The organism is Streptomyces sp. NPDC005962, assembly GCF_040629205.1.
Lineage (GTDB): Bacteria > Actinomycetota > Actinomycetes > Streptomycetales > Streptomycetaceae > Streptomyces.
The window spans coordinates 66,858-79,048 of sequence record NZ_JBEXVE010000045.1 but is presented as its reverse complement, the minus strand read 5'-3'; the positions used below and the strand labels follow the sequence as shown (position 1 = coordinate 79,048).

At 70.2% G+C, this 12,191-nt stretch carries 7 protein-coding genes and 2 pseudogenes; 8 read left to right on the top strand and 1 reads right to left on the bottom strand.

The genetic code is table 11. The features are described from left to right. The 8 genes and pseudogenes from ABZ370_RS41770 to ABZ370_RS41735 all read left to right on the top strand — a co-directional run. A pseudogene (locus ABZ370_RS41770) lies at window positions 1–113 on the top strand (electron transfer flavoprotein subunit alpha/FixB family protein); the annotation flags it as partial. A 191-nt stretch (window positions 114–304) separates the two neighbouring features. After that, window positions 305–3,556 (top strand): fused isobutyryl-CoA mutase/GTPase IcmF, encoded by a 3,252-nt coding sequence (gene icmF, locus ABZ370_RS41765; protein WP_358633058.1) that lies wholly within the window; start codon window positions 305–307, stop codon window positions 3,554–3,556. 54 nt (window positions 3,557–3,610) lie between these two features. After that, a pseudogene (locus ABZ370_RS41760) lies at window positions 3,611–3,760 on the top strand (acetyl-CoA C-acetyltransferase); the annotation flags it as partial. A 65-nt stretch (window positions 3,761–3,825) separates the two neighbouring features. Further along, window positions 3,826–6,588 carry an FAD-linked oxidase C-terminal domain-containing protein gene (locus tag ABZ370_RS41755; protein ID WP_358633055.1) on the top strand — a complete coding sequence of 921 codons (2,763 nt, stop codon included), beginning with the start codon at window positions 3,826–3,828 and terminating at the stop codon, window positions 6,586–6,588. A 12-nt stretch (window positions 6,589–6,600) separates the two neighbouring features. Continuing rightward, window positions 6,601–7,368: an enoyl-CoA hydratase-related protein gene (locus tag ABZ370_RS41750; protein ID WP_358633052.1), complete on the top strand. Its 768-nt coding sequence runs from the start codon at window positions 6,601–6,603 to the stop codon at window positions 7,366–7,368. Window positions 7,369–7,410: 42 nt separating this feature from the next. After that, on the top strand, window positions 7,411–8,172 hold the full coding sequence (locus ABZ370_RS41745; RefSeq protein WP_358633049.1) for an SDR family oxidoreductase: 762 nt from the start codon (window positions 7,411–7,413) through the stop codon (window positions 8,170–8,172). A 284-nt stretch (window positions 8,173–8,456) separates the two neighbouring features. Continuing rightward, window positions 8,457–9,197 carry a MerR family transcriptional regulator gene (locus ABZ370_RS41740; RefSeq protein WP_358633046.1) on the top strand — a complete coding sequence of 247 codons (741 nt, stop codon included), beginning with the start codon at window positions 8,457–8,459 and terminating at the stop codon, window positions 9,195–9,197. A gap of 126 nt (window positions 9,198–9,323) precedes the next feature. Beyond that, window positions 9,324–11,252 (top strand): S9 family peptidase, encoded by a 1,929-nt coding sequence (locus tag ABZ370_RS41735; RefSeq protein WP_358633043.1) that lies wholly within the window; start codon window positions 9,324–9,326, stop codon window positions 11,250–11,252. 350 nt (window positions 11,253–11,602) lie between these two features. On the opposite strand, the gene ABZ370_RS41730 is transcribed toward ABZ370_RS41735, so the two are convergent. Beyond that, window positions 11,603–12,187, bottom strand: a complete 585-nt coding sequence (locus ABZ370_RS41730) for a TetR/AcrR family transcriptional regulator (RefSeq protein WP_358633040.1) — start codon at window positions 12,185–12,187, stop codon at window positions 11,603–11,605. Between the last annotated feature and the right edge of the window lie 4 nt (window positions 12,188–12,191).

Here is a 12,191-nt window from a genome sequence, read left to right as displayed (position 1 = left end):
TCAACAAGGACGCCGAGGCCCCGATCTTCGACCTGGTCGACTACGGCGTGGTCGGCGACCTCTTCGAGGTCGTCCCGCAGCTCACCGAGGAGGTCGAGACCCGCAAGGACTGACGCCGGACCAACCGCTGCCCGAGTGTGTCGGGTGAGCGTGTCGCACTGACGGCGAGAGCAGGCGCACACCGGATTCGGCTTGTGCGGATCATCGTCGACAGATGTACTAGGTCTTCCTAGTACATCACGTTGAGTAACTACCTCGATCTCGCTGGTTCGTACCGCCCGTCGGCGGCCACTTGGAGGACACCGTGTCTGCTGCCGTCCCTACCGAGCCCCTCTACCGAGCAAAGCACCCGGTCCGGTTCGTCACGGCCTCGAGCCTGTTCGACGGGCACGATGCGGCGATCAACATCATGCGCCGCATCCTGCAGTCCCAGGGGGCCGAGGTGGTGCACCTCGGGCACAACCGCTCGGTCGACGAGGTGGTGACGGCGGCGCTGGAAGAGGACGTCCAGGGCGTGGCCGTGAGCTCCTACCAGGGGGGACACGTCGAGTACTTCGAGTACCTGGTGGAGCTGCTCCGCGAGCGCGGCGCCGGGCATGTGAAGGTCTTCGGTGGGGGCGGCGGGGTCATCGTCGCGGAGGAGATCGCACGGCTGGCCCGCGCCGGGGTGCGGATCTTCTCTCCGGAGGATGGTCAGCGCCTCGGCCTGGCCAGGATGATCAACTCGATGGTCGAGGCGTGTGACACCGCCCTGTGGGATCTGGCCCCGGCCACGCCGGACAAGGTGCTGGCGGGGGAGAGGCAGGCGCTGGCCCGGCTGCTCACCGGCCTGGAGGCCGGTGCGGTGGCCGACGCGGAGCTGCGCGTCATACGCGAAGCCGCGGCGTCCCGTCGGACACCGGTCCTCGGTATCACCGGCACCGGCGGCTCGGGGAAGTCTTCGCTGACCGACGAGCTGGTACGTCGGTTGCGTATCGACCAGGACGGCAGGCTCAAGGTGGCGGTGCTGGCGGTCGATCCGACCCGGCGGCGCGGTGGCGGGGCCCTGCTGGGCGACCGGATCCGGATGAACTGCCTCGACGGCGACACGGTGTTCTTCCGCTCGCTCGCCACCCGCGGCGGACGCGAGGTTCCCGAGGGCCTGTCGGATGCGATCGCGGCCTGTCAGGCGGCCGGCTTCGACCTGGTGATCGTAGAGACCCCGGGCATCGGGCAGGGGGACGCCGCGATCGTCCCGTACGTGGACGTGTCGCTGTACGTGATGACGCCGGAGTTCGGTGCCGCCTCCCAGCTGGAGAAGATCGACATGCTCGACTTCGCCGACGTGGTGGCCATCAACAAGTTCGAGCGGCGCGGAGCCAAGGACGCGCTGCGCGATGTGGGCCGTCAACTGGTCCGCAACCGGGAGGCGTTCGGGCAGCGGCCGGAGGACATGCCGGTGTTCGGAACCAGCGCGTCGACCTTCAATGACGACGGAGTGACCGCGCTCTACCAGCATCTGCGGGATCTTTTCGCCGAACGCGGTCTGCCCGCGGGGCCCGGAGCGCTTCCCGAGGTGACGCTGCGGCACTCCAGCGGCGCCACCCAGATCGTGCCCCCGTCCCGGGTGCGTTACCTGGCGGAGATCGCCGACACGGTGCGCGGATATCACGAGCGAACCGGCGTCCTGGCCGGGCAGGCCCGGCGGATACAGCACCTGGCGGCCGTCCGCGATGAGCTCGCGGCGGTCGGAGCGAACACCGACGACGTCGAGAAGCTGCGAGAGGACGCCGAGGAGGCCTTCGCACCGGAAGCGCGCAGGCCGCTGGCCGACTGGGCGCAGACCGTGAGCGACTACTCCGGCGACGAGCTCATCGTGACCGTACGCGAGCGCGAGCTGCGCACCGCTCTGGTACGCGAGTCACTGTCCGGCAGCCGGATTCCCCGGGTGGCGTTGCCGCGCTACACCGACCACGGAGAGCTGCTGCGATTTCTCCGCTCCGAGAACCTTCCGGGGTTCTTCCCGTTCACCGCCGGGGTGTTTCCGTTCAAACGGGAGGGCGAGGACCCGGCGCGGATGTTCGCCGGTGAGGGCGATCCGTTCCGTACCAACCGCCGCTTCCATTACCTTTCCGAGGACAGCGAAGCCACCCGGCTGTCCACCGCCTTCGACTCGGTCACCCTCTACGGCCGCGATCCGGGCCTGCGCCCCGACATCTACGGCAAGGTGGGCACCTCGGGTGTGTCGGTGGCAACCCTGGAGGATATGAAGGCGCTGTACGACGGCTTCGACCTGACCGCGCCCACCACCTCGGTATCCATGACGATCAACGGGCCGGCGCCGACCATCCTCGCCTTCTTCCTCAACACCGCGATCGACCAGCAGCTCGACGCCCATACCGCCGAGCACGGGTGCGAGCCGACCGCCGAGGAGGCGGAGCGGATTCGGGGCCACGTGCTGCGCAGTGTCCGCGGCACGGTGCAGGCCGACATCCTCAAGGAGGACCAGGGCCAGAACACCTGCCTGTTCTCCACGGAGTTCAGCCTGCGGATGATGGCCGACATCCAGGAGTGGTTCATCGAGAAGGAGGTGCGCAACTTCTACTCGGTGTCCATCTCCGGCTACCACATCGCCGAAGCCGGGGCCAACCCGATCAGCCAGCTCGCCTTCACCCTCGCCAACGGCTTCACCTACGTCGAGGCCTACCTCGCCCGGGGCATGCGCATCGACGACTTCGCGCCCAACCTGTCGTTCTTCTTCTCCAACGGCATGGACCCGGAGTACTCCGTGCTCGGCCGGGTGGCCCGCCGCATCTGGGCGGTGACCATGCGGGAACGCTACGGGGCGAACGAGCGCAGCCAGAAGCTCAAGTACCACGTGCAGACCTCCGGACGCTCCCTGCACGCCCAGGAGATGGACTTCAACGACATCCGCACCACCCTGCAAGCGCTGATCGCCATCTACGACAACTGCAACAGCCTGCACACCAACGCCTACGACGAGGCCGTCACCACGCCCACCGAGGACTCGGTACGCCGCGCCCTGGCCATCCAGCTGATCATCAACCGGGAGTGGGGCCTGGCGATGAACGAGAACCCGCTGCAGGGCTCCTTCGTCATCGACCAGCTCACCGACCTCGTGGAGGAGGCAGTGCTGGGCGAGTTCGAGCGGATCAGCGAGCGCGGCGGTGTGCTCGGCGCCATGGAGACCGGCTACCAGCGAGGACGTATCCAGGACGAGTCCATGCTCTACGAGCAGCGCAAGCACGACGGCACCCTGCCCATCATCGGCGTCAACACCTTCCGCCACCCCGACGCCGACACCGAAAAGGCTCAGATGGCCGTGGAGCTGGCCCGCGCCACCGAGGACGAGAAGCAGTCCCAGCTGAAGCGCGTCCACGAATTCCAGGACCGCCACCGCGAGCAGACACCCGCCGCCCTGAGCGCCCTCAAGGAAGCAGCCACTGCCGGCCACAACGTCTTCGCGGCGCTGATGGACGCCGCCCGGGTCTGCTCCCTGCAGCAGATCACCGAGGCCTTCTTCGAGGTCGGCGGGGAATACCGGCGCAACGTCTGACCGCGGGCACGCCCGCCCTGACCACCCCCGAGCACCCAGACTCCGGAGCACACCGTGACCGAAGCCTTCATCGTCGACGCCGTCCGCACCCCCGTCGGCCGTCGCAAGGGCACGCTGAGCGGCGTCCACCCCGCAGACCTCGGAGCGCACGTACTGCGCGCGCTCGTCGACCGGACCGGTATCGATCCCGGCTCCGTGGACGACGTGCGGCGCTGCGCCGCGCCGGGCTGACCGAGGTCGATACGAGCACCCGCCGCAGGGCGGAGTACGTGACGGACGCCTCCAACTACCGTGTCGTTCCGGCGGCCGTCGCCTTTCCCCGGCACTCCGACGAGGTCGCGGCCGCCGTCGCGGTCGCGCGCTCCGCGGGGGTGCCGGTCACCAGCCGGGGCGCCGGGACCTCGACGGCCGGCAACGCGGTGGGCACCGGCATCGTCCTGGACTTCTCCCGCCATCTCCACCGGGTGCTCTCGGTGGACGCCGAGGCGCGGACGGCCACCGTCCAGCCGGGAGCGATCCTCGATCGCATCAGTGCCGCCGCGGCCCCGTACGGATTGCGGTACGGGCCCGATCCCTCGACGCACGCCCGCGCCACCATCGGCGGTTCGCTGGGCAACAAGGCCTGCGGCGCCCGGGCGCTCCGGTACGGCCGCACCGCCGACAACGTCGTGTCCATCGACGCCCTGACCGCCGACGGCGAGCGGCTGGACGCCCGCCGCCTCGGCCGGGCCGGCCTGCGCGCCGCGGGTGACAAGGGCCGCGCGCTGGAGGACATCGTCAGCGAGCACCTGGCGGTGATCCGCACCGAGTTCGGGCGCTTCGGCCGGCAGGTGTCGGGCTATTCGCTGGAGCACCTGCTGCCGGAGAACGGCGCGGATCTGGCGAAGTTTCTCGTCGGCAGCGAGGGCACGCTCGGTGTGGTGCTCGGCGCGGTGGTGAGACTGGTCGAGCCACCCCGCGCCGTGGCGCTGGCGGTGCTGGGCTATCCCGACATGCCCGCGGCCGCCGATGCCGTACCGGCCCTGCTGCCGCACCGCCCCGTGGCGATCGAGGGGATGGACGCCCGCTTGGTCGAGGTCGTCCGCTCCCGGCGCGGCAGTGGCGCGGTGCCCGGCCTCCCCCGGGGAGCGGGCTGGCTGTTCGTGGAAACGCCGGGGGACACCGAAGCCGAGGCCCGGGGAGCCGCGGCGAAGCTCGTCATGGACGCCGACTGTCTCGATTCCGTGATCGTCACCGGCAGCACCGCGCGTGCCCTGTGGGCGATCCGCGAGGACGGCGTAGAGTTCGGCGGCCGCAGCCCGGCGGGCGAACCGGCGTGGCCCGGCTGGGAGGACGCCGCGGTGCCCCCGGCCCGACTCGGTGGCTATCTGCGCGAGTTCGGCGGGCTGATGCGAGAACACGGTGTCGACGGTCTGATGTACGGCCACTTGGGCGAGGGGTGTGTGCACGCGAGGATCGACTTTCCCCTCGCCACGGCGCCGGACCGCTACCGCGCGTTCGTGGTCGACGCCGCCCGGCTGGTCGGCCGGTACGGCGGCTCCCTGTCCGGCGAGCACGGCGACGGGCGGGCGCGCGGGGAGCTGCTGCCGTACATGTACCCGGTCGCGGCCATCGAGGCGTTCCGTCAGGTCAAGCGCGTATTCGACCCGGACAACGTGCTCAACCCGGGTGTCATCACCGACCCGGCGCCACTGGACGCGGACCTGCGGGTGCCCGCCGCCCGGCCACTGCCCGGCGGCCTCGGCTTCGCTTACCCGCACGACCGGGGTGATCTGACGAACGCGGTGCACCGCTGCGTCGGGGTGGGCAAGTGCCGGGCGGACCCCACGGACTCCGGTGGCGTCATGTGCCCGTCCTACCTGGCCACGCGGGACGAGAAGGACTCCACTCGGGGCCGGGCCCGGGTGCTCCAGGAGGTCGCGAACGGCTCGCTGATCACGGGGTTCCGCTCGGACGAAGTGGCGCAGGCACTGGACTTGTGCCTGTCCTGCAAGGGCTGCTCGGCCGACTGCCCGGCGGGTGTGGACATGGCCACCTACAAGGCGGAGGCGCTCTACCAGCGCTACCGCCACCGGATCAGACCGGCCGCCCACTACGCTCTGGGATGGCTGCCTCGCTGGGCACGCCTGGCCTCACGCCTGCCCGGCGTGGTCAACGCCGTGCTGAACCGGCCGTGGCCGTCGGCGCTCGCCAAGCGGCTGGGAGGCATCGACGCCCGCCGGGAGCTGCCCGCGTTCGCCACCCCCACCTTCCGGCAGTGGTTCGCCACGCGACCCACGGCAACCGCCGCCACCGGGAAACCAGTGCTCCTGTGGGTCGACACGTTCACCGACTGCTTCAGCCCGGAGGTCGGGCGGGCGGCCGTGACGGTGCTCGAGGACGCCGGATACGCCGTGCGGCTCACCGATAAGCCTGTGTGCTGCGGACTCACCTGGATCTCCACCGGCCAGCTCGACGGCGCCCGCGCCCAGCTGAGGCGCAGCCTGGACGCCCTCGAACCCGCGCTGGAGGAAGGAATCCCCGTCGTCGGGCTGGAGCCGTCCTGCACCGCGGTCCTGCGCAAGGACGTGGCCGAACTGCTGCCCGGAGACCCCCGTGCGGCAGCGGTTGGAGCCGCGACGCGCACGCTGGCCGAGCTGCTGACGGCCACCGCCACATGGACACCACCGAGGCTCGACGGTGTGCGCGGCATCGCGCAGCCGCACTGCCACCAGCACGCCGTCATGGGCTGGACCGCCGACGCCACACTGCTCGAAAACGCCGGCGCCACCGTACGTACCGTCGGCGGCTGCTGCGGGCTGGCCGGGAACTTCGGCGTCGAGCGGGGGCACTACGAGGTCTCCGTCGCCGTGGCGGAGACGGCCTTGCTGCCGGCCGTACGGAAAGCGGAGGCGGACGCGGTCGTCCTTGCCGACGGTTTCTCCTGCCGGACTCAACTCGATCAGCTCGCCGGTGTCCGCGGCACTCATCTCGCGCAGTTGCTGGCCCAGCATCTCCGACCCCCCGACGACAACCCCTTCGAGCGTGAGTGAGTGTGCGCTGACATGGCCGACATGACAGACGACCTCGTCCGCTACGCCTGCGGGGCAGGCGTGGCCCGTATCGTCCTGGCCAGACCGGCTCAGGCGAACGCCGTGGACCTGCCCACGGCGCACGCTTTCGCCGCGGCGGTGGACCGGGCAGCCGATCCCGATGTGCGAGCGGTGCTCGTCCGCGGCGAGGGCCGGCGGTTCTGCGCGGGCGGCGATGTGACCGCGATGGCCGCCGCGCTGGACCGGGCGGCCTACCTGGAGGAACTGGCCGGCACCCTCGATCTCGCTCTGCAGCGGCTCGCGGCGCTGGACAAACCGGTCGTCGCCGCGGTCCAGGGAGCCGTGGCGGGTGCCGGTCTGGCGCTCATGCTGAGCTGCGACGTGATCGTCTCGGCGGCGTCGACGAAGTTCCTCCTGGCCTATGCCGATGCCGGACTGACACCCGACTGCGGTGTCTCGTACCTCCTGCCCCGCGCGATCGGACAACAGCGCGCGCTCGGACTCGCCCTCACGGGCCGGACACTGACCGCCGAGGAAGCCGCGGCCTGGGGGCTGATCAACGAAGTGGCCGACGACGCGGCACTCGGTGACCGTGCACTCCGGCTCAGCGAACAGCTCGCCGCAGGACCGGCGTTCGCCCTCGGGCGGACCAAGCACCTGATGCGCACGGGCTGGAACACAACGCGCGAGGAGAGAGGCCGCGAAGAAGCCCAGGTGATCTCCGAGGCGGTCACGACACCGGAAGCCACCACGATCATCGAGTCTTTCAGCCGCCCTTGAGGCGTGGGTGGCCGCCGCATCGCAACGGAAGGGAAGTTCGCCATGCGCTTCGAAGGAAAGGTCGCGATCGTCACCGGCGGGGCCCGGGGGATGGGCGCCGCACATGTGCGCGGGCTGGCCGCGGAAGGCGCCCGGGTCGCCGTCTGCGACGTCCTCGACGACGAGGGAGAAGCCCTGGTGGGCGAGCTCGCCCACGCACGCTACTGCCATCTCGACGTCACCGACGAGACGCAGTGGGGGTCCGTCGTCCGCACGGTCGAGGACAGCCTCGGCCCGGTCGACGTCCTGGTCAACAACGCCGGGATCATCCACCGCGGTGGTGTGGAAGAGCAGTCGCCCGAGCAGTTCCGCCAGATCCTCGATGTCAATCTCGTAGGCGCCTTCCTCGGCATGCACACCGTCCTCCCCGGCATGCGCGACCGCGGTCACGGGGCCGTCGTCAACGTCTCCTCCGCCACCGGCATGACGGGTTTCGCCGGCAGCGTGGGCTATGTGGCGAGCAAGTGGGGGGTGCGTGGGATGATCAAGGCCGCCGCGCTCGACATGGCGGGCACGGGGATACGCGTCAACTCCGTACATCCTGGCGTCATCCGCACACCCATGGGCGAGGCCGCCTCGCCCGAGCTCTTCGCCCACCAGCCGGTGCCCCGCATCGGTGAGCCCGACGAAGTCACCCGCATGGTGCTCTTCCTGGCCTGCGACGACGCGTCCTACACCACGGGCGGGGAGTTCCTCATCGACGGCGGCCAGACCATCGGCCACGCCGGCCACGCCCACACAACAGCGCACTGTCGACGTCCGTGACGCCACCCGGACCCCTGCAACCACCGCCCGACCCCCGTCCGCACCGGCTGGGACCGGCTGGTGGGGACACGACAGGGATGACGTCGCCCGCTCCTGAACACCGCTGTGGGCAGGGCGCGTTGTGCAGCGGTGCTCAATCATGGCCGCCTCGACGTCGCACAGTTGCGCAGGACACTGCCCGGGGCAGCCCGTGGCCGCGGCCGAGCATGAGACGGTGGTGCACCGCCTGGACGACGCCGGCCTCTCGCGTGCTCTGCGCAACCTGAAGTCGAAGGAGATGCCCGATGCTCAGCGGTGAGCTCGCCGAGCTGGCCGGTGTCACTGTCCGCACATTGCGCTACTACCACCAGATCGGGCTGTTGCCCGAGCCACCGCGCTCGGCCGGGGGCTACCGGCACTACGACGTAGGCCACCTCGTCCGGCTCCTGCGCATCACGAGGATGACCGCACTCGGCGTACCGCTGTCAGCGCTACCTGCGGTGCTGGACGATCCGGCGGCCGCGGAGGAACTGCTCGATGAGCTCGATCGTCAAGCCGCCGCCGAGGTCGAACGGCTCGTCGCCCGCCGGGCCGGCATCGCCGCGCTGCGCCGCAGCGGCGCCCCGGCCGACCTGCCTCCGGAGCTTTCGTCATGGCGTTCTGTCCCCACGGCGGGGATGCCGGCGGACGTGGTCCGCTACGAGAACGAACAGCTGATCCTGATCGGGCACCTGCTCGGCAAGGACGGTCCAGCGGAACTCGCCGCCCTGCTCGGCGATGCGAACGACGGCATGGCCGCATCCGCACCGCTGACGGCGCGCTTCTACGCCCTCGAGCCCGACACCCCGGACGACGAGGTCGCAACGCTGATCGACGAGCTGGTCGCGCACCTTAAGCCGGTGATGGCGCGACTGGCCGGTCTGTCCCCGCTCGACGCGCAGGCCGCAGCGCTGATGGACGAACTGAACGAGCAGACTCTTCGGCCCGTGCAACACCGCGTTCTGCGCCGGGTCCAGCAGCGGTTGGTCCCGCCCGATGGGGCCTGATCGGCCTCCGAAGCGCTGTGCCGACGAACCCCTGTGAGCCAGATTACTCCGTGGGGCCTTGAGTATGACGCGACGTCGGGGCGTGGACTCGGGGGTGCCCGCACCCATCGACCATGAGGTTCCATCATGACCGCTCCGTCGAAGCTGATCGCCGTCGAAGAGTTCTTCGGCTCACCCACCCGTAGTCGGGCCCTGCTGTCCCCGGACGGCACGAAGGTCGCCTACCTCGCCCCGTGGCACGGGCGGCTCAACGTCTTCATTCGTGATCTGGACTCGGACTGGGCCACCCCAGACGACATACACGGTGCCGACGCCCCGGGCGCCCGGCGTATTACCTCAGACACCCGACGCAACATCGACACCTTCTTCTGGACCACCGACGGCCGCTACCTGCTGTTCCAGCAGGACACCGACGGCGACGAGAACTGGCACCTGCATCGCGTCGACCTGACCCGACCCGACGAGCCCGCGGTCGACCTGACTCCCTTCGAGGGCGTGCGGCTGACCGGTGTGCAACTCCCACCGGACCGGCCTGGGACGGCTTTCGTGCAGCTCACCATGCGCCGTCCCGACCTGATCGACCTGTTCCGGCTCGACCTGGCGACCGGCCGCCTGACCACGGCCGCGGAGAACCCCGGCGACATCCTGTCCTGGCTGCACACTCCCGACCGGTTGCTGGTGTTCACCATGGAGGAGGGAGGTGACCACGTGCTGTCGGAGTGGTCTCAGGGCGAGCCGCGCCCGATTGCGCGGTTCCCCGGTACCGATGTCCTCCTCGCGGTCTTCCCGGCCGTGCTCACCCCGGACGGGAACGGACTGTGGATCGGTTCGGCGCGCGGCTCGGACCGTACCCGTCTGGTGCGGGTCGACCTGACGACCGGCGAGCAGAGCGGGGTGGACAGCCACCCCGTGTTCGACCTGGACACCCCCCGCCCCGAGGCCGACCCGCGCTTCCCGTCCTCGCTGATCCTGCACCCGAGCACCGGGGAGCTACTCGGCGCCCGCTACCTCGGCGCCCGTCAGGAGATCCACGCGCTCGACCCGCACTTCGCCACGGTACTGCCGCGGCTGGCCGAGTTGTCCGACGGCGACCTGGCCCACGTGTCCTGCGACGTCACGGCGCAGCGTTGGGTGGTGGACTTCACCCACGACCGCGATCCCGGCGTCACCTGGTTCTACGACCACGCCACGGGACAGGCGCGTCGCTTGTTCCGACCGTTCCCGCACCTCGATCCGGCCCAGCTGGCCCCGGTCACCCCGATCACCGTCACCGCCCGCGACGGCCTGGCGCTGCCCTGCCACCTCACCCTGCCGGCCGGGGTCGAGCCACGCGACCTGCCGACCGTGCTGTTGGTGCACGGCGGACCGTGGTACCGCGACAGCTGGTGCTACGACCCAGAGGTGCAGCTCCTGGCCAACCGTGGCTACGCGGTGCTGCAAGTCAACTTCCGCGGCTCCACCGGCTACGGCAAGGCCCACACCCAGGCCGCGATCGGCCAGTTCGCCGGGCGCATGCACGACGACCTGATCGACGCCCTCGACTGGGCGGTCGAGCAGGGCTACACCGACCCGGACCGGGTCGCCATCTACGGCTGCTCCTACGGCGGCTACGCCGCACTCGTCGGGGCCGCGTTCACCCCGGACCGGTTCGCCGCCGCTGTCAGCTACACCGGAATGTCCGACCTCGTCGACCTCGTCCAGTCGGTTGTCCCGGTAGCCCGTCGCCTCGTCGAGAACAGCTACCTGCTCTACATCGGCGACCCGGACGACCCCCGCCAGGAGGCCGACATGCTCGCCCGCTCGCCCATCAGCCGGGTCGACGACATCACCGCACCGATGCTGCTGATCCACGGCGCCAACGATGTTCGCGTCGCCCGCCGCCACTCCGACCGCATCGTCGATGCGCTTCGCTCCCGCGGCGCCGAGGTCGAGTACCTGCTGAACAAGACCGAGGGCCACTGGTTCATCAACACGGACAGCAACATCGAGTTGTACCGCACGCTCGAGCGCTTTCTGGCCCGGCACCTGGGCGGGCGGTCTTTGACCACGTCCTGACCCAGGGCGGTCGGGCGCAGGCGCGGAGGGGACGGCCCCCGACGGCCCCGCGACTGCGAAGACCCCGACTATCAGCTGCTCCCTGACCGATCTGGTCAAGGTCGCCGGCACCCGGTGCGCGGTCGAAGACGACTTCCAGGACGCGAAACAGGCGGTCGACCTCGACCACACGCAGGCGCGCGGCTACGTGGCCTGGAAGCGGCACACCGCGCTCGCGCTCGCCGCCTACGCGCTGCTGGCCGTCGCATCGGCCCTGGCCAAAGCCACCCGCCCCGCACCTGTCCTACCCGGCGATGCCGACCAGAAGGCGCCGGCCGACCGCCTCCTCGTCGTGATTACATGGCGATTCGTTACGCGCGCAGCGCCTGCGACAGCGCGTCCACGGTCACGCCCACGATAGCCAGGAGCTGCGCCGGGCTCGCTCCGGCCCTGCTCATGACGGCGAGCGACTGGTTCACAGCCGCCGCGTGTACAGCGAAGGCCTCGGCGTCCTGGTCGGTCAGTCGGCCGGCCTTCAGCGCGGCGCGCAGGCGCAGGCGCTGGAAGCCGAGCGCCTGCTTGGCGTGCGCTGCGACGCTCGGACTCAGCACTGGAATTGCCATGGCTGACTGGGCAATCAGGCATCCATCAGGTAGTTCGGGATCGGCGATGCGCTCGAGGGTGACGTCGAAGAACGCGCGAACAGCGGCAACGGGTTCCGAGGCTGCACACGACAGAGCGGCGTCGTACCTCTCGCCATAGCGCGCGGCGTAGAGATCCAGGCAGCGCAGGAAGAGCGTGTCCTTGCCGCCGAGGGAGGAGTAGATGGAACTGCGGTTCAGGCCGGTTGCCCGAGACAAATCGTCCAATGAGGTGTCGGCGTAGCCGTCGCGCCAGAACTGGATCATCGCGGCGTCGAGCGCCGTGTCCATGTCGAACTGCTTCTTGCCTGCCACGCGG

What these genes read in the sequence shown, in the direction of transcription:
- ABZ370_RS41750 (WP_358633052.1), top strand. Translation starts at nt 6,601, where the DNA reads ATGGCCGACATGACAGACGACCTCGTCCGCTACGCCTGCGGGGCAGGC.
- ABZ370_RS41745 (WP_358633049.1), top strand. Translation starts at nt 7,411, where the DNA reads ATGCGCTTCGAAGGAAAGGTCGCGATCGTCACCGGCGGGGCCCGGGGG.
- ABZ370_RS41740 (WP_358633046.1), top strand. Translation starts at nt 8,457, where the DNA reads ATGCTCAGCGGTGAGCTCGCCGAGCTGGCCGGTGTCACTGTCCGCACA.
- ABZ370_RS41735 (WP_358633043.1), top strand. Translation starts at nt 9,324, where the DNA reads ATGACCGCTCCGTCGAAGCTGATCGCCGTCGAAGAGTTCTTCGGCTCA.